Annotated in this window: 18 protein-coding genes and 1 tRNA gene; 15 read left to right on the plus strand and 4 right to left on the minus strand. The window is 58.7% G+C overall.

Annotated elements, in window-relative coordinates:
- The first annotated feature begins 13 nt into the window (after window positions 1–13).
- From hflC to Q0106_RS11215, 4 genes are all read left to right on the plus strand, one after another.
- A complete protein-coding gene (gene hflC / locus Q0106_RS11200; protein WP_297612968.1) occupies window positions 14–895 on the plus strand; it encodes a protease modulator HflC in 882 nt (293 codons plus the stop codon).
- Window positions 892–1101, plus strand: coding sequence for a DUF2065 domain-containing protein (locus Q0106_RS11205; RefSeq protein WP_297612971.1), 210 nt, complete (start codon window positions 892–894; stop codon window positions 1099–1101). The genes hflC and Q0106_RS11205 overlap by 4 nt, the downstream gene beginning before the upstream one ends.
- Window positions 1102–1352: 251 nt before the next feature.
- Window positions 1353–2651, plus strand: a complete 1299-nt coding sequence (locus Q0106_RS11210) for an adenylosuccinate synthase (protein WP_297612974.1) — start codon at window positions 1353–1355, stop codon at window positions 2649–2651.
- Between the two features lie 100 nt (window positions 2652–2751).
- Window positions 2752–3276, plus strand: coding sequence for a phosphoribosyltransferase family protein (locus Q0106_RS11215; protein ID WP_152158077.1), 525 nt, complete (start codon window positions 2752–2754; stop codon window positions 3274–3276).
- A 381-nt stretch (window positions 3277–3657) separates the two neighbouring features.
- Here the strand turns inward: Q0106_RS11215 and Q0106_RS11220 are convergent, their stop codons facing one another.
- Window positions 3658–4113 (minus strand): type II toxin-antitoxin system HicB family antitoxin, encoded by a 456-nt coding sequence (locus Q0106_RS11220; protein ID WP_297612977.1) that lies wholly within the window; start codon window positions 4111–4113, stop codon window positions 3658–3660.
- Between the two features lie 178 nt (window positions 4114–4291).
- Between Q0106_RS11220 and Q0106_RS11225 the strand changes: the two genes are divergently transcribed.
- From Q0106_RS11225 to Q0106_RS11245, 5 genes are all read left to right on the plus strand, one after another.
- Window positions 4292–5308 carry an ADP-ribosylglycohydrolase family protein gene (locus tag Q0106_RS11225; RefSeq protein WP_152158075.1) on the plus strand — a complete coding sequence of 339 codons (1017 nt, stop codon included), beginning with the start codon at window positions 4292–4294 and terminating at the stop codon, window positions 5306–5308.
- Window positions 5309–5327: 19 nt separating this feature from the next.
- Window positions 5328–6275 carry a PfkB family carbohydrate kinase gene (locus Q0106_RS11230; RefSeq protein ID WP_297612981.1) on the plus strand — a complete coding sequence of 316 codons (948 nt, stop codon included), beginning with the start codon at window positions 5328–5330 and terminating at the stop codon, window positions 6273–6275.
- 43 nt (window positions 6276–6318) lie between these two features.
- Window positions 6319–7773 carry a cytosine permease gene (locus tag Q0106_RS11235; RefSeq protein WP_297612984.1) on the plus strand — a complete coding sequence of 485 codons (1455 nt, stop codon included), beginning with the start codon at window positions 6319–6321 and terminating at the stop codon, window positions 7771–7773.
- 287 nt (window positions 7774–8060) lie between these two features.
- Window positions 8061–9080, plus strand: a complete 1020-nt coding sequence (locus Q0106_RS11240; RefSeq protein WP_297612987.1) for a hypothetical protein — start codon at window positions 8061–8063, stop codon at window positions 9078–9080.
- Between the two features lie 15 nt (window positions 9081–9095).
- The gene (locus Q0106_RS11245) at window positions 9096–10733 is read left to right on the plus strand and encodes a hypothetical protein (RefSeq protein WP_297612990.1); all 1638 of its coding nucleotides are present in this window, start codon (window positions 9096–9098) and stop codon (window positions 10731–10733) included.
- Window positions 10734–11021: 288 nt separating this feature from the next.
- Here the strand turns inward: Q0106_RS11245 and Q0106_RS11250 are convergent, their stop codons facing one another.
- The 3 genes from Q0106_RS11250 to Q0106_RS11260 all read right to left on the minus strand — a co-directional run bounded on the left by Q0106_RS11250 (window position 11022) and on the right by Q0106_RS11260 (window position 12153).
- Window positions 11022–11447 (minus strand): type II toxin-antitoxin system HicB family antitoxin, encoded by a 426-nt coding sequence (locus Q0106_RS11250; RefSeq protein ID WP_297612993.1) that lies wholly within the window; start codon window positions 11445–11447, stop codon window positions 11022–11024.
- Between the two features lie 55 nt (window positions 11448–11502).
- Window positions 11503–11700, minus strand: coding sequence for a type II toxin-antitoxin system HicA family toxin (locus Q0106_RS11255; RefSeq protein WP_297612995.1), 198 nt, complete (start codon window positions 11698–11700; stop codon window positions 11503–11505).
- Between the two features lie 366 nt (window positions 11701–12066).
- A tRNA-Leu gene (locus Q0106_RS11260) sits at window positions 12067–12153 on the minus strand.
- 274 nt (window positions 12154–12427) lie between these two features.
- Here Q0106_RS11260 and Q0106_RS11265 point away from each other — a divergent pair.
- The 6 genes from Q0106_RS11265 to rplI all read left to right on the plus strand — a co-directional run bounded on the left by Q0106_RS11265 (window position 12428) and on the right by rplI (window position 17369).
- Window positions 12428–14842 carry a VacB/RNase II family 3'-5' exoribonuclease gene (locus Q0106_RS11265; protein WP_297612998.1) on the plus strand — a complete coding sequence of 805 codons (2415 nt, stop codon included), beginning with the start codon at window positions 12428–12430 and terminating at the stop codon, window positions 14840–14842.
- A gap of 80 nt (window positions 14843–14922) precedes the next feature.
- Window positions 14923–15768, plus strand: coding sequence for a 23S rRNA (guanosine(2251)-2'-O)-methyltransferase RlmB (gene rlmB, locus Q0106_RS11270; RefSeq protein ID WP_297613001.1), 846 nt, complete (start codon window positions 14923–14925; stop codon window positions 15766–15768).
- Window positions 15769–15908: 140 nt separating this feature from the next.
- Entirely contained in the window at window positions 15909–16304 is a 396-nt protein-coding gene (rpsF, locus tag Q0106_RS11275; RefSeq protein ID WP_297613004.1) for a 30S ribosomal protein S6, read from the plus strand.
- Window positions 16304–16615, plus strand: a complete 312-nt coding sequence (priB, locus tag Q0106_RS11280; RefSeq protein WP_297613007.1) for a primosomal replication protein N — start codon at window positions 16304–16306, stop codon at window positions 16613–16615. Before rpsF ends, priB begins: the two co-directional genes overlap by 1 nt.
- Window positions 16616–16627: 12 nt before the next feature.
- Window positions 16628–16900 carry a 30S ribosomal protein S18 gene (gene rpsR / locus Q0106_RS11285; RefSeq protein WP_139687927.1) on the plus strand — a complete coding sequence of 91 codons (273 nt, stop codon included), beginning with the start codon at window positions 16628–16630 and terminating at the stop codon, window positions 16898–16900.
- Between the two features lie 19 nt (window positions 16901–16919).
- Window positions 16920–17369 (plus strand): 50S ribosomal protein L9, encoded by a 450-nt coding sequence (gene rplI, locus Q0106_RS11290; protein WP_297613011.1) that lies wholly within the window; start codon window positions 16920–16922, stop codon window positions 17367–17369.
- Window positions 17370–17559 lie beyond the last annotated feature (190 nt).

Genomic DNA, 17559 nt, shown 5'->3' on the forward strand with positions numbered 1-17559 from the left:
AGAGCATTTTGAAATGAGAAAACTTTCCTCACTGATCGTCGGCCTTCTTGTCGTTCTCGGCATCGGGCAGATGTGCATCTATACGGTAGGCGAGCGCGAGTACGCGATGGTCTTTGCGCTCGGCGAACTGAAGCACGTCGTTGACGAACCCGGCATTCACTTCAAGCTCCCGCCGCCCCTGCAGAACGTGGTCTACCTTGACAAGCGCCTCCTCACGCTCGACACCTCGGGCGCCGACCTCGTGCAGACGAGCGAGAAGAAGAACCTCATGATCGACACGTTCGTGAAGTGGAGAATCGGGAACCCCCGCCTTTACTGGGTCTCCTTCCAGGGAAGCGAGCGCGCGGCTTCAGACCGCCTCGCGGCGCTCCTGCGCGACGTGCTCAACATTGCCGTCAACAAGCGCACCGTGAATCAGATCACCTCGTCCGAGCGTGAAAAGGCAATGTCGGAAATTTCCGAGCTCCTTCAGGCCCGCGTGAAGGATGTCGGCATCGACATCATCGACGTGCGCATGAAGCGCGTCGACTTCACGCCTGAAATTTCCGAATCCGTCTACAGCCGCATGGAAGCCGAACGCAAGCGCGTTGCTTCCGAAGAACGCAGCAAGGGCGCCGCTCAGGCAGAGCGCATCCGCGCGAGCGCAGACCGCCAGAGCGAGGTGATTCTCGCCGAGGCCTATCGCGATGCGCAGAAGACGAAGGGCGAGGGCGACGGCGAAGCCGCCCGGATTTATGCCGAAGCCTTCGGCGCAGATCCTGAGTTCGCGCGCTTCTACCGGTCCCTCGAAGCCTATCGCTCGAGCTTCAGCCAGAAGTCGGACGTCATGGTGGTCGATCCTTCCGCCGACTTCTTCACCTATCTGAAGAAGGAAAAGGCTGAGGCCGCCAAATGAACGGCTGGGAAGTTCTCGGCCTCGCCCTCGGGTGGGTAATGATCTTTGAGGGGATTACGCCCCTCATCGCCCCCGCCCGGTGGCGCCGGATGATTGAGGAGCTTTCGCGCGCGCCCGACTCCGCCCTGAGGGGCGCTGCGGGCGTGATCGTCGCGATCGGGCTCGTCATCGTCTGGACCTTCCTCGGGAGCATTCCGTCGCCCTGATGATCGGGCAAAGTGCTCACGGAGCCTGCTTGGCGGCAGAAGTCCGGCGGCTCCGGCGCTCCCGATTTCATCGGGAATCGTCGCGCGCGCATGTCTGTGCTATCGTGACGATTGCGTTGCGGGGACTCTTCTTCCCGCGTTTTTCTTCTGTTTCCGGAATTCGCTCGCGTGAGGAACGGGTTTCTCGAAGCCTCTTTCTCCGCCGCGGGTTTCAATAAAACCAGACCAAGAGTTTCTCTAAAGGTATACAAATGGGCAAGAATGTTGTCGTGATCGGCGCTCAGTGGGGCGACGAAGGCAAGGGCAAGATTGTCGACTGGCTTACCGAGCGCGCTGCCGGCGTCGTTCGCTTCAACGGCGGCCACAATGCGGGCCATACGCTCGTGATCAATGGCAAGAAGACAATTCTGCGCCTCATCCCGTCGGGCATCATGCATGCCGCGAGCACCTGCTACATCGGCAACGGCGTGGTCTTCTCGCCCGAGGCATTCTTCCGCGAAGTCGATGAATTGAATGCCGTGGGCGTGCCCAACGTTGAGAAGCGCCTGCGCGTTTCCGGCAACTGCCCGCTCATCATGCCGTACCACATCGCGCTCGACCATGCGCGCGAAGCTGCGCTCGGCAGCAAGAAGATCGGCACCACGGGCCGCGGCATCGGCCCGGCCTATGAGGACAAGATCGCCCGCCGCACGGTGCGCGTCGCCGACCTCTATCACCCCGAACGCTTTGCTGAAATCGTTCGCGCCGTGATGAAGCTTCACAACTTCGTGCTTGAGAAGTTCCTCGGAGCCGAGCCCCTTGATCCGGAAAAGGTGATTGCCGACACGCTCGCCTATGCCGAACGCCTGCGTCCGATGGTGGTTGACGTTTCCGAAGTCCTCCACGAGGAAATGGATGCCGGGAAGCGCTTCCTCTTTGAAGGCGCTCAGGGCTCGATGCTCGACATCGACCACGGCACCTATCCGTACGTCACCTCGTCCAACACCGTTGCGGGCTCCGCCTGCGCCGGCGCGGGCGTTGGTCCTGAAAAGCTCAACTACGTCCTCGGCATCACGAAGGCCTACTGCACCCGCGTGGGCGAAGGTCCCTTCCCGACGGAACTCAACGACGCCCAGGGCGAGGCGCTTCGCCAGAAGGGCAATGAATTCGGCGCCGTGACGGGTCGTCCCCGCCGCTGCGGCTGGTTCGACGGCGCGGCGCTTCGCCGTGCGGTCCAGATCAACGGCATCACGGGTCTTGCCGTGATGAAGCTCGACGTTCTCGACGGTCTCGAAACGATTCGCCTCGGGGTCGGCTACCGCTATGAAGGAAAGACCCTCAAGGTGATGCCTTCGGGCGCTGACGCGGTTGCGAAGTGCGAGCCGATCTATGAAGAATTCCCCGGCTGGAAGGAAAGCACCTTCGGCGTCAAGGAATGGGATCAGCTTCCGGAATCCGCCCGCCAGTACCTCACGCGTCTCTCCGAAGTCGCGGGCGCCCCGATCGCGCTCGTCTCCACGGGCCCTGATCGCGAGCAGACCATTCTTCACACGGATCCGTTCGCCGACTAAAATGGCGCGCTGAATCCCAAACGCTGCGGGCGGCCGGGTTATCCTTGCCGCCCGTCGTTTTTTCCCTTTGCCCTCAATCCTTCTGCTTCGAGACTCCCCCATGTCCGACATTACCTACAGCTGGGACGAGTACATTCGTCTCAATGAGAAGCTCGTCTACAACGTTGCCAAGAGCGGCTGGCAGTTCGACTGCCTCCTCTGCCTCTCCCGCGGCGGCATGCGCCCCGGCGACTTCTTCAGCCGCGTATTCAGCAAGCCCCTCGCCATTCTCGCGACGAGCTCCTACCGTGAAGCCAAGGGCACCGTTCAGAGCACGCTCGACATCGCTGAATGCATGACCGGCCTTGCGACCCTGAAGGGCAAGGTCCTTCTCGTCGACGACATGGTCGACTCGGGCAAGACCATCAAGGAAGTGATCGAGCACCTCAAAAAGCGCTATCCGGAAATCACAGAAATCCGCGTGGCGGTTCTCTGGTGGAAGGCTCACTCGATCCTGAAGCCCGACTGGCACGTCGACTATCTCGAGGACAATCCCTGGATCCATCAGCCCTTCGAGTGCTACGACGATCTCGGGCCCGAGAAGCTCATTGAGCGCGTCGAGGCTCAGGAAGCTCAGAAGGCTTGATCGCGATGATCCCGGACTGACGAAAAAACGGCGAAGAGTGGAATTTCCGCTTCGCCGTTTTTTTCGTTCCGGCATTCGCCGGATGCCCCTTCGATACCATCATTCATACGATCATGATTGTATGGATGTTGGTATCGATACGATCATGATCGTATGTTGATCGTATGTTGATCGTATCCATGATGGTATGAATGATGATATGAGCGTTGGGCAAAATGCATGAATCCAGTGAAAACAATTAGTTTCTGCGTCGCATGCTTTCATCAATCAATCATTCATTCATTCATGAATGATTGACGGCGCCTCCTGAGAGCATCTCCGGTGATGTTTCCCGCACTGCAGCGCGAAGAGTGCGGCGTGGATGAGAAGGTAGGCAGCTCTTCAGCTCGTTTTTGACGAATCGCCCTCGAGCGGCTCTACTGAAAGCGCGATCCGCGATCCGACGGCATTTAGCGCCATGTTGATGGTGTCGATCTTCGTCGCGTGCTCGAGCCGGTAGATGCGGTGCACTTCCTGAGGCTTCATATTGAGGCGCCGCGCGAGCTCGGCAGGGTACATGCCGACTTCTTCGGATCTCGCAATGAAGAGAATCTTTGCTGCGAGCGAAGGCGGGATCTGCGCGATGCCTTCCCCCTTATGCGCGCGTTTCGTCACGGGAGGATTCTTCTCATGGATTCGCGCGACGAGCGCCCGGGCAAGATGGTCCGGAGCGTCCCTGACGCCGTCTTCCGCCGCTTCTGCGGTGAAGTCCGCTTCCTTCAGGTCGGGGAAGCGGAAGCGGTAGCCTTCCGGGCGTCTTTCAATGCGGTAGCGGTAGATAAGCGGAATCGGAGTCATAAAGAGAGGAGCCGGGAAGCTTCGGGTGGAGACGCATCAATTCTGCCTTCTCGCCGGGGAATTCGGTAATCCATAAAATCATGCGCCTTAGGCGCGCGGGGAGTGGAATGAGACCACGGCCTCTGCTATTCTCCGCACCGCTCAGCAAAACTACCGATTTTCCTTCGGGCTAGACAACATGACGACTGCAACCCTCAATCATATTGCCGGCGCTCTTGCCGGCATGGTGCTCGGCGATGCCCTGGGTGTTCCGGGCGAACTCTGGCCGCGCGAAAAGGTGCGCGCTCGCTTCGGGCACATCGACCGCTTTATCGACGGTCCCGAAGACAACATCGTCGCCTGCTACTTCAAGGCCGGCCACTATACGGATGATTCCGCCCAGGCCTTCGTGATCCTGAAGGCGCTTCTCAAGGCCGGGACCGTGCCCGAGGCGAAGGTTCTCGCCGACGACCTTCTCGACTGGGTTCGCTCGATGAACGGGTTCGAAATCAATCTCCTCGGGCCGTCGTCGAAGGCGTCGCTCCTTGCCTGGAGCAAGGGCGAGGACCCGAAGCCCGTCACGAAGCTTTCGCTCACGAACGGCGCCGCCATGCGTATTGCTCCCGTGGGCTGCCTCATTGATTTTTCTGAGCATGAGCTTCTTGCCCGCACGGTTGCGGGCGTGAGCTCCGTTACCCATTCGACCGACGTCGCCATTTCCGGCGCCTCCATGGTCGCCCAGGCCGTGGCGAGCGGCATTGCCGGCAGAAGCTGGGACGAGATCAGCGCCGACATGAAGGTGATTCACCCGATCGCGATGAGGCTCGGCGAACCCACCTGGGCCGCCAGTATTCTTTCGCGCCTTGAGGTCTTCGAACGCGTGATGCTTCCGAAGAGAAATGAAGTCGACGACGAGGCGGCAAGCCGCTTTATCTACGACGTGATCGGTACCGGCACGATGACGAGCGAATCCGTCACGGCCGCCCTCTGCATCGCGCTTTGGTGCCGCGATCCCTGGCGCGCCGCGGTGCTTGCCGCCAACATGGGGGGCGACACCGACACGATCGGCTCGATGGCCGCCGCCATCTGCGGCGCGAAGACGGGTCTTGACGCCTTCCCGGCCGAGCGCATCGCTGAGCTCGAGCGCATCAACAGCCTCGACTTCCGCGGGCTTGCCGAGGAGATTATTGACGGCCGCAGCCGCTTCCACTATTGATTGAAAAGAGGAGACTTGCATGCGAGGCATTACGGAGCTCCTCGATTCGCTCACGCCCGAAAAGCGCCTTCTCATCATCGGAAGCGCCTTCGTCGACGTGATCGTTCATGTGCCGCGTCTGCCGCTTTCGGGCGAGGACGTTGAGGGCACGAGCCGGCAGCAGCTCGTGGGCGGCTGCGCCTACAACGCGGCCGACGTGCTCTATAAGCTCGGGCTCCCCTTCGAGCCTCTGATCCCGGTGGGCGAAGGCATGATTGCCGATCGCGTGCGCGAGAGCTTCCGCTTGCGGGGCTACCCGCTGCGCCTTTATCCGGATCTCGGCGACAACGGCTGGTGCCTCTCCTTCGTGGAGCCCTCCGGCGAAAGAACCTTCATCTCCATGTCGGGGATTGAAAAGTGCTTCCGTCCGTCCTGGCTTCAGGCCGTGACGCCTGAGGAGCAGGATCTTTTCTATCTCTCGGGCTACCAGGCGGACGTCCGCAATGAAGCGTTCATTGCCGAGCTCCTCGCAAGAAAGCGCCCGGATGCGCGGATCCTCTTTGATCCGGGGCCCTGCGCAGGGCGCATCCCCGAGCGCATGATGGCCGATATTCTCTGCGCCAATACGATCCTCAAGGTGAATGCCGCCGAAGCGCAGATTCTTGCGCCCTGCACCTCTGCGGAAGACGCCGCGCGCGAGCTCTCCCGCATGACGGGCGGTTTCGTCGTGGTGACCGACGGCGCGCACGGCGCCATCGCCGCCGAAGACGGGGAAGCCGTCCGCGTGCCGGGATTCCCCACGCGCGTGATCGACACCATTGGTTCGGGCGACGCCCATGCGGGCGGCATTCTCGCCGGTCTCATGAGCGGCTTCACGCTCCCGGAAGCGGTCCTCCTCGGCAACGCCGTGGCGAGCTGGGTGACGGCGCAGGAAGGCGCCGCCACGGCTCCGGATCTTCGGACCCTCAGAGCGCTTTACGCGAATTAAATTAAAAACCGATTTTCTTCAACCCTCGGAAACATAAAAGACTATGTCTGACGCATCCCGCATTGAAACCAACGGCGTCAATCCGGTACCCGACAGCGAACGCTACGGGCGCCCCTTTGACCTTTTCCCGGTCTGGTTCTCCTGGAACATTTCCATTTTCGGCATCACGCTCGGCATCTACGTGTTCGGGCTCGGCCTTTCGGTCTGGCAGGCCATGCTTGCCGGCGTGATCGGCTACTTCCTCTCCTGCGCGCTCGTGGGCATTCTCGCCGTCGGCAGCGTCCGCACGGGCCTTCCCACGCTCGTTCAGTCGCGTCTTGCCTTCGGCTACCACGGGAACAAATTCCCGACCTTCTTCGGCTACCTTGCCAACATGGGCTGGAAGGTGACGCTCCTCTCGATGGCGACGACGACGCTCGCCGACGTGATGGGGAACCTCATTCCCTCCCTCATGGGCGAGAACGGCATGCCCCTGAAGAGCTGCACGCTCGGCTGCTTCATCGTCGTCCTTCTTCTCACCATGAGCGGCGCCATTTACGGCCACCAGCTCATCATCAAGATTGAGAAGGTGATTGCCTGGCTTACGGGCCTTTTCACCATCGTCTATCTCTTCTTCTTCATCCCCAACATCAATTTCTCGGTGCTCGACAGCGTTCCCTCGGGGAATTTCGCCACCTTCATCGGCGGCATCGTGCTCTCGATGACGATGGTGGGTCTCGGGTTCCTCAACTATGGCGGCGACTACGCGCGCTATCTCCCGAGAAAGAGCGAGGCGAAGAGCGTCATCTTCTGGACGACCACCGGCATCGCGCTTCCGGTTTCGGTTCTTCTCATCCTCGGCGTCATGCTTGCCGTCGGCAACCCTGAGCTCCTTGAGAAGGCGAACCACGAGCCCCTCGCGGCCCTTACCGGCATTCTGCCTTTCTGGTTCTACGTTCCCTTCTCCTTCATCGTCATCATCTCGCTCATCAGCGCGGGCATGACGGGCATCTACTCCTCGGGCCTTGCGCTTCTCGCGCTGGGCGTTCCGATGAGCCGCTTAGGCACAACGATCCTGAACGGCGTCATCATCGCGCTCGGCGCCTACTACCTCCTCTTCATTTCGGACAGCTTCGTCTCGACCTTCCAGTCCTTCCTCGCACTTATTTCCGTGGTGATGGGCTCCTGGGGCGCCATTGAGATGGTCGACCTCATCCGTCAGAAGCGTCTCGGCTGGAACACCGACCTTGCGCTTCCGCCTTCCGAAGGCGGCGAGTCGATTCGCTGGACGGCCTTCGGGTCGCTCCTCGTCGCGACTGTCATCGGTCTTGGCACGATCACGTCGTCCGACCCCTGGATCGGCCATGCCGTGAGCTTCCTCCTCCCTGAAGGCACTGAGGGGAGCGTCTTTGCCCGCGCCAACATCGGCCTCGTGGCCGCCATGATCATCGGCTCGGTCCTCTACGCGATCCTCACTTTCGGCCTCAAGATCGGAAGCAACACGAAGACGACGAACTAAAGCGTCTCCATAAAGCCCTGAACCCTCAGGGCTGACCTCAAAAAGAAGCGTCTGCGGTCCGGGAACTGCAGGCGCTTTTTTCGCGCCTGAAGAAACAGGGGATCATGAGGAAGAGAGTCGAATATAAAGTATCATTTTTTGCTATTATTACTTCCGTTATCTTATTCTTCGTAAGAAAGAAGTTTCTTGACATGCGATCTCAAAAATTGAGTTCGAAACTGCTTTAGAGCATCTGCGGCCCGGGCCTCTTTTTCCCTTCAACCTCTTCAACTGAATTTCCCCGATCTATGCAATACAACCGTTCCTACCGAGGCCCCATCGTTATCGAAGAGCAGGACACGCTCCCCGACGGCCCGAAGCCCGGCGTCTATTCAGGCAGGACCTATCTGAAGCAGTGGCGCAAATGGAAGGAGAAGAAAAAGCCTGTCGGCGCCAGATACGCGTTCATTGCTGCTTTCCGTCAGGCCGGAGCACCTATTGATCTGAAAACTCTGAGAACATGCCTGAACGACAGGTCGCTCACGCTCATTGGTCCTGAGGAACGGGCTCTTCTCCTGATTTACGGGGACGTCATCTGCCAACGACCTCAGATCGCCCGCGAAAAGCTCGCGGCTTTTGAAACCCGCTTTCATGCGCCCGAAGGTATTTCCGCCGCAGACAGGGTGGAGTACGAGCATATTGAGCTCCTCACGCGCTACGCGGAATTCAAGCGCGAGCATGAAGGCATCTTCATTCGAGTCGGCCTTCCGGCAGAAGAGCCCGCGAAGCTGATAAACGGCCTGATGAAGGCCGGTCTCAGAAAGGAGGCGGGCGAGGTATTTGCCGCCCAGCTCAAGTCCGAGCGGTATGCACGTGCGGACTTTTCTCCGCTTCTCAGAGAGACGGTTCTTAATCATCCGGATTTGCTCGGTACCGCCGGTAAATGCCTCAGGCTCATTGATTCGGGCAGCATCCTCGAAGGCATTCAGCTTCTCCTTTCCCTTGACCGGGAGGGCGGTGAAACGAATCAGCGCCGTGAATCCGTGCTTCAGACGGTTCTTTTGACGGCGTCTGCGGTGAATCCCGCTTACGGATCCGCCGAATCCTGGGATAAGGCAGAAAGAGAAGCGCTCGCACTGATGCCCGGGGAAGCTTCTCTTCCGAATAGAGGGTTCTTTAAGCTCAAGGGACGTCCAAAGGAGCGGAAAATCAAGGGGCCTGAGGTCACGCAGGAAGAGTTTGATCGTCGCTACAAACTCGAGGCTAGGCGCTTTCTGAGACTCCATCACTGGCTTCGTCTTCAGGACTATGAGGCGCTTTCCCGTTAACTCGGAGAAGGCGGTTTGACGCCACTCGAGGCCTCGCTTCGCTGGGCGATTGAACTGAGGGGACTTCTTCTTCGCGGCGCGCCGGATGATGAGTACCGGAAACTCAGGCGCTCTCGTCAGGGCGTATGCATGAAAGGCTCGAACTGGGCAGACGTTCAGCGGAGCCTCAGGCACGAATTTGTCCGGACCGGCGTCATTCCTTTTACTGTCGCCGACGTACGGGACCCGGAAGACTTTCTCGACCGTGATTCCTATGAGACGGCGCTCGGGCTCGCGGCGGTGAAGCTCGCTCAGCTCCTCACGCCTCAGCGGCCGCTCGCGAGCGCAGAGGCCTGCCGGCAGGCCGATGAGATCAGGAACCGGATTCTGACGGCGGGAGAGTCGGCGGCGCCCGAAGCATTCGAAAGTCTTTTTGAAGAGCTCTGCGGGATTCCTCCGCGCGAGCGCGGCATCGAATGGTGGCGGGCAGCGGTGGAACTCCTCGCGATCAAGGCCTCGGAGAAGACTTTTTCGCAGGACGAGCGCGTCGGCATCATGGTGCGGGCCTTCCAGCTCAATCAGTATGCGCCCGGGGGCGACAAGGTGCTCGCGAACCTTCTGAGGCTGAAGATTCAGACGCTCATGCAGTTTGAGACTTTGACCAACCAGACGGTGGTGAACGAACTCAGGCTCCCGCTCGCTTTTGGTCTCCCCTGGTTCAGGACGGTTGAACGCGAACTCGGGCCGATCCTTTCCTGGCGGGTTTTCAATAACGGCAGCAACGCGATCGTGGTGGAATCGAAAGCGGATCCGAAGCGGGTTTTCGTTCTCACGACGAATCTCGATGAGTGCGTGCGGCTGCGGCTTCGGCCGGGGCAGCCGGAGCCCTCCGCCCATTATGAAGTCGTGATGCAGATGGAGAAGAAGGATCTTGGGGAGGACTATGAAGTCTTCGTTGAGCAGGCGGGAGAAATGATCACCGCCAATCTGATCAACGGGAGCTTTGAGGACGGCGATTACGGCGTTCTTCAATTGAAGACAGGCGAGAAGCTCGTGAAAGGCTTTCCCTTTACGGAAGTGCTGATCTCCCGTCATGAGGAGGTTGTGAGAGCGCCGCTCTGGGACGAGGACGGGAAGGCTATTCAGTTTGCTTCTCTTCTCTTTTTAAAGGAGCTCGAGGCGACTGCAGAGGATGTGTTCGGCGTCGACGGCATGCTCTCGGTAAGACCCAGGGACTTTTTCCTTCTCGCGAAGCGCCGCCGTACGAATGCCTTCCCTGCGCCCAAGCCTCTTGTTGAGGCGGATGCGGTTCCGAAGAGGATCGCCGATCTTCCTTGTGTTGATGACCGGTGTTTTGTGGACAGAGCTGTGATGGAAAAAGGCTTGCCCGTTGAGGCGGTCATGCCGGTGACGCGCGAGGGAAGCGGAGAGACGCAGCTCTACTTCAGGTCCACCAGGCTCGACGATCCGGCTCAAAGCAGCATCCTCAACCCGAGAGACAGCATGGTGGTCGCCGTGAAGCAGGTGCTGGTGCTTGAGCCGGCGCTGCAGTATGTCCTCGTGGACGCTTACAAGGACATATTTGTCCGAGATGGAGAAGGCTTCAGGAAGCTTGAAGTTGGTGATTTCTGTCCGGTCTTGCCGGAAGAGGAGGGACCGGTCGGGCTTGCCTGATGGAGTCTTGTCTTTGCGGCGTCGAAGCTCCTGCTGCTCTTCAGCAGGAGCAATGACTCAACTTGACAACCTCGATCATCCTGCCCAACTTCAGTGGAGGCAGTCTCTTCCCGAATCTCCTTCATGCACACGCGCGGACTGCGCTTAAAACTCATGCTCCTTTTCCTCCGCGTCTCACCTTATGGCGGCTTTTCAAAAGAAAAAGGCCTCTCCGAAGAGAAGCCTTTATTTTGGGAAACAGGAACCAGTGAAGCAAAGTGAAAAGCTGGTTCCGTCCCTGAGTTGATTTTAAGCGATCGACAGCTGAAGCCTACGGCCGAGTGACCGAAGAATGGTCTCAATACGATCGATCTTGGTTGGATGGTGAATGTCGAGAATTCTCGTCACTTCAGGAAGCTTCAGTTCCGCCTTCTTGGCGAGTTCGGCGCGAGAGACACCGTCTCGCACCATCTCATTGGAAAGCAGGATTTTGGCGACCTGATTCGCATCAAGATGAACGACATATTCCCCGGGAAGCGCGGGAGACGCCTCCGGAATAAGCTCTCCATCTTTAATGCGGAACTCGACGCAATCCTCGACGGCATAACGGGCCCAATTTTCAAGGGGCTCGCCATCTACGGAATAGGAGAGAAGTTCGGGAATGTCCCGGCATCGAATGATGTCCGTGCCATCCTCAAGCTTTTCGAAGCGGCAGGGAAAATCGAAATTTGACATTTATCAGACATGCACGATCATGTAGCAAGCCCCGCCGTTGAGGGCGGGGGTTGTTTTACTTCTTGGTGGGTTCCTTGAGGCCGAGATCGCGAATGATGTCCTTACGGATTTTTTCATTCATTTCGGCACTGGGGTGTCGAGGCATAGTTTGGGTTTTGGGATTTCCGGGAACCCGCAGGCGAAGATGCCTGGTTCCGTGGGTAATCTCAACGCCCATCGACTTGAGCCACCGAAGAAATTCACTTTGCTTCATGATCTCCTCTATTGGTTGAACATGCGGATATTCTACCACGAGGTTAGCATTTTTGCAAATGTTATTTATTTCGATAATTTTTATTTAGGCATCAAAAAAACGCTCATCAACACGGATGCGACGGGCAACCCATAACCTCGACTTCCTCATCCCCGCCAGAGCGTGCTACTCGGCCTTCAGCCCTATCTCCGCAGAAGGGAATAAAACAGGCCTTTTTGAAGGTGTTCGCCTCAATGCTATCTAAAAACTCCCCCGAAAAATATCGGCTTCAGAGAGTCTGCGTGATTCGCGCTAGGACGTTATCAACGCTATCTATTTGACAAAAAAGAAATCCCGCACCGCCTGAGACGGTACGGGATATGTATCTGGTGCCCGGGAAAGGACTCGAACCTTCACGGCCGTGAAGCCGCCAGCACCTGAAGCTGGTGCGTCTACCAATTTCGCCACCCGGGCAGGTAGGAAGCGAATATTGCCAGAGAGGAGCGAAAATGTCAAGAGGCTGCCGCGGCATTCGGCGTTCTGCATTTCGCCCGGACAAACGCACCTTCCCATTTCCGATGACTGATGATGGATCTTTTCGGATGCTCTCGAGGGGAAAAACTCAGTAGCTCCAATGTCGCGTACTTCTGTAGACGAAGATTTCGTTTTAGACATGCCGCACATGCGCGCAAGCTGTTAGATTGCTAGTCGCTGAAGATGCAAGTTTTTTGTTGAGAAGTCATTTCCCATGTCGAAGAAAAAGTCCCGCACCAAAGCTCAGATTCCGGCGCCGCTTCCGGAAGTGACGGCTGAAGACGTCCAGAAGGCGAAGGAGTTCCTTGCCGGCCTTAAGGAAGACGTGAGCTACACGCAGGCGAAGAAGAAGCTTAAGCGCGAACTTGGATTCGCGAGCGAGGTCGCCAACGCACTGATTGTTCGTCTGAATGAAGAAGGCTTTGAAAAAGGGGACGAGAAGAACTGGTTCCTCAATCCTGAAGCGGAGACGACGACGGGCGTGGTGCAGGGCGCGCGCACGCTCGACAAAATGACGGTGATGCCGCAGTGCGATGCGGGCGAGGAGATCGAACTCCCGATTTACCGGCCGAACTACATTCCGGGCGACGTGTTTGAGCTGAGGCGGAGCATTTCCGGCTGGCGCCTTTCGAAATTCATTCGCCGCCCGCAGAAGCGCTGGGTGTGCCAGTTCCTTGCGAAGAGCGGCGAATACGTCTACTTCAAGGCTGTTTCCGCTTTCGCACCCCTTGAATTTGCCGTGCCTGCAAGCGAAATTCCGCCGGGCGTCAATCTGAAGAAGGATGCCGTTGAGGTAGAGCTTCTCCCGGATTCCGAGACGCCCGGCGAAGCCGTCAACTATGAGGAGCGGGTTGAGCTCAACGCCCGCTTCGTCAAGGTCGTGGGCGCCATGAACGATCCGTTGGGAGAAATGGCGATTGCTTCGGCCCAGTTCGGCGTTCCCATTGAATTCAGTCCCGAGACGCTTGAGGAAGCGAAGAAGCTCCCTGATGCGGTGGATAAGCGGAGCCTCCAGAACCGCGTCGACCTGACGGACCTTCCCTTCGTCACTATCGACGGCGAGGATGCACGCGACTTCGACGATGCGGTCTACTGCGCCGACCTTCCTGACGGAGGCTGGCGTCTTCTGGTTGCGATTGCAGACGTAAGCCGCTACGTGAAGCCCGGGACGTCGCTCGACCGCGATGCGCAGATTCGTGCGACCTCGGTCTACTTCCCGGCTTCCGTCGTGCCGATGCTCCCTGAGAAGCTTTCAAACGGCCTCTGCTCCCTCAACCCCGGCGTCGACCGCCTCGTGATGGTCTGCGACGCCATCGTGAGCCCGGAAGGCCGAACGACGGCGTATCAGTTCTATCCGGGCGTCATTCATTCGCACGCGCGGCTTACCTACAACGTTGTCTGGTCCGCCCTTCAGAAGGAGCCCGCAGGCCTTGAAGCGATCGGCGAGCGGCTCCCTGAAATCGAGCGCCTTCATGCGCTCTTCAAGGCGCTCAAGGCCGCACGCATCGCGCGCGGCGCGCTCGACTTCGAGACCGAGGAATCGCAGGCGGTCTTTAACGGCAAAGGGCAGATCGAGAGCTTCAGCGTGCGCGAACACAACGACGCGCACCGCATGATTGAAGAGGCGATGCTCGTAGCGAACGTCTCCGCGGCGAAGTTTGTTCTCGAAAAGAAGCAGCTCACGCTCTTTCGCGTTCACGACAAGCCTGATCCGAAGAAGCTCCAGGAACTCAAAAGCCTCCTCGTGTCCTTCGGCATCGCCTTCAGGTCTTCGAACGAACGCGAGGAGCTTGCGCACGCGCTCTCCAAAGTGATCGAGGAGACGAAGGACCGTCCCTATATTCAGTCGGCGATTCTGAGAACCATGCAGCGCGCCTGCTACCAGCCCGACAACATCGGACACTTCGGTCTCCAGTTCGACGCCTACGCGCACTTCACGTCGCCCATTCGCCGCTATCCGGATCTGCTCCTTCACCGCACGATCAAGGGAATTCTTGCGCACCGCGCCTACGTGCCCGTGGTGGAATTCGACGACGCGGAGGTGATGAGCGGCTACCATGCGAGAAAGCTCGGCGCCCGTCCGGACGAAAAGGCGACGGCCCCCGCGAAGCCCTTAAGCCGCACGGAAGCAAGAAAGCGCGTTTGGTCGCGGCTCGGCATCATTTGCTCCTCGGCCGAACGCCGCGCCGACGATGCAACGCGCGACGTGATGAAGTACCTGAAGTGCGAGTTCCTCCGCTCGAAGGTCGGCCGCAAGTTCGATGCGGTTGTCACCGGCATGTGCCCGGCGGGCGTCTTCATCACGCTCGAAGCGATGCCGATCGAAGGCTTCATCCATATTTCGCAGCTCGGCTGGGGCTACTACGAGTACGACGAGAATGCGAAGAAGATGACTTCCTACGACGAGATGACGGAGGTGCGCCTGGGAGACAGACTCTCCGTCAGGCTCGATACGGTCGAGCTTGAGGAGCGGAGAATCAACTTTTCGCTCCTCTCAAGCTATTCCCGGCATACGGTGAAGGGCGGAAAGCGCGGATCAAGAGGGCGCCGGAGATTTAATTACGACGGCTTCGGCTTCTTCCCTGACGATTTCGATGATGACGATGACGACGACGATCTTCCGTATTGACGGGCGCGCTTCGGCTAGAATGCGCGGCTTTTGAAGAGTCTTGAACTCGGCTTTTTGGTTTTGAGAATAGGGTGACGCCAATGAGGCAGGAAGGCAGAAACGACAACCGCGCCAATCGCGCGAAGAGCGGCTCGGAAGGCGAGAAGCTTCAGGCGGGGACGGTTGTTCTCGCGGGCTTTCACGCGGTTGCGGCTCGTCTGCAGCTCGATCCCGCATCGATCGAACTCGTCTACGTCGATCCTGAACGCCGCGACAAGCGCATGCGCGAGATGAGGGAAAAGCTCTTTGCGGCGGGCGTGCGCGTGATGAATGCCGATGCAAGGCGCCTCACGGGGCTCTCCCCCGACGTGCCTCATCAGGGAATCTGCGCGCTTGCGAAGGAACGTGAGAATACGCTCGACTTTGCGGATCTTCTCGACGACATCAGCCCGAAGACGCTTCTTCTGATTCTCGACGGCGTGACGGACCCGAGAAACTTTGGCGCCTGTCTGCGCGCAGCCGACGCTGCGGGCGTGCAGGCCGTGATCGTCCCTCGCGACCGGTCTGCGCGCATGACGCCGGCTGCCGCCAAGGCCGCCGCGGGAGCGGCCGAAACCGTGCCCGTGGTGCAGGTGACGAACCTTGCCTCCGCCATCATGGAGCTTCGCGACAACGGCGTCACGGTGGTGGGGACCGCTGGCGAAACGGATAAGAGCATCTACGATATTGATCAGGCGAAGGCCTTTGCCTGGGTGCTCGGCGCCGAGGGTGAGGGACTGAGGCAGCTGACGCGCCGCCGCTGCGACGAACTCGCCGCCATCCCGATGGTGGGGAGCGTCGAGAGCCTTAATGTTTCCGTCGCTTCCGGCATCTGCCTCTTCGAGTCCCTGAGGCAGCGCATTACCGCCGGGATTGTGACTCCGGGGAAGGCTGAGGACCGGCTCTGATCCGGGCTTCCGACGGAGAACCGCAAAAAAAATCGGAAAATTCCATGCAGGCCGCGAATTCTTCATGTAGAATCGCGGCCTTTACTGTCCTTGCCGCACTGGAACGACGCTCTGGGCGGCTTTTTCCGCAAGGAGGCTAAATGCGTCACTACGAAATCTGCATCATCGTGCACCCTGACCAGAGTGAACAGGTTCCCGCGATGATCGAGCGCTACAAGACCCTCGTCGCCGAACAGGGCGGCAAGATCCACCGCATTGAAGACTGGGGCCGTCGTCCGCTCGCGTACCCGATTGAAAAGCTCGTGAAGGCGCACTATCTGCTCCTCAACATCGAGTGCGGCCATGAGACGATCCTCGAGATCGAAAACGGCTTCCGCTTCAACGACGCCGTTCTCCGTCACCTCACTGTGAAGACGAAGCATGCCGAAACCGCTCCCTCCCCGATGATGAAGGTCGTCGAGAAGGAAGAGGCCCGCAAGGTTGCCGCTGAGGCTGCCGCGGCTGCTCAGGAAGAAACCGCTCCGGCCCAGGCCTGATGACGGTTGAAGACGTCGGATTCGAAGCCAATTCGATTGAAATCTACGCGACGCTGATTGAACGCGAGGAAGTGAGATTCACTCCCGCAGGCATTGAGGTTTTCGATGCCATGTTCCACCATCGCAGCCGATTGGTCGAAGCCGGAAAAATCCGCACGCTCGAATACGACTTCGAAGCCCTTTCTTACGGGGACACTGCCAGCAGGCTCAATGCTCTGGCAGTGGGCGCAAAAATCCGGATCAAGGGATTTCTCGCCACGAAGTCGATGAAAAGCCGGCGTCTGACAGTACACATCACAGAATTCAAATAGAGAGGTCATCAAATGGCTTTTGGTGCTAAGGGCAAGGGCAAGCCCCGCCGTTCGAACCAGCAAAATTCCCTTTTCAAGCGCAAGAAGTTCTGCCGCTTCACGGCTGAACACGTTGAGCAGATCGACTACAAGGATGTCGAGACGCTGCGCGACTTCATTCAGGAAAACGGCAAGATCATGCCGGCTCGCCTGACCGGCACGAAGGCGCACTACCAGCGCCAGCTCGATACGGCCATCAAGCGCGCCCGCTTCCTCGCCCTCCTGCCCTACACGGACAACCAGTAATCGACGGGAGAATTTTCAAATGCAAGTTATTCTGCTCGAAAAGATCACGCATCTCGGCGACCTGGGCGACATCGTCAAGGTTAAGGATGGCTACGGCCGCAACTTCCTGATCCCTCAGGGTCACGCCAAGCGCGCCACCAAGCAGGCTATCGCTGAGTTTGAGGCCCGCCGCGCCGAGCTCGAAAAGGCTCAGGCTGAACGCGTTGCCGCTGCTCAGGATCTCGCCGCCAAGCTGAACGGCGCCGAAGTCGTCATCGCCTCCAAGTGCGGCGTCGACGGCCGTCTCTTCGGCTCCGTCACCAACGCTGACATCGCTGAAGCGGTCGACAAGCTCGGCTTCCAGATCAAGAAGTCCCAGGTCCGTACGCCGCTCGGCGCCATCAAGGCGACCGGCGACTACACGATCACGATCGGTCTGATGACGGACATCACCGCCGACATCACGGTCAAGGTCGTTGCTGAGGAATAATTTCTTCTTCAGACAAGGGATCTTCAGCTCGAGGGCTTTATGGAAGCTTTTGAGCTGAAAGCCGGAAAAGGCTCTCCAAAGGATTCATTTCCAGAGGGGAGCCTTTCTTTTTGCCTGTGATGAACAAAAATTGCAAGTTTCGGCAAAGTTCCATTGACGGTAGAGACGCCGCAGACGAAATCCCCGATAA

Source organism: uncultured Sutterella sp. (assembly GCF_937923675.1).
Classification (GTDB): domain Bacteria; phylum Pseudomonadota; class Gammaproteobacteria; order Burkholderiales; family Burkholderiaceae_F; genus Sutterella.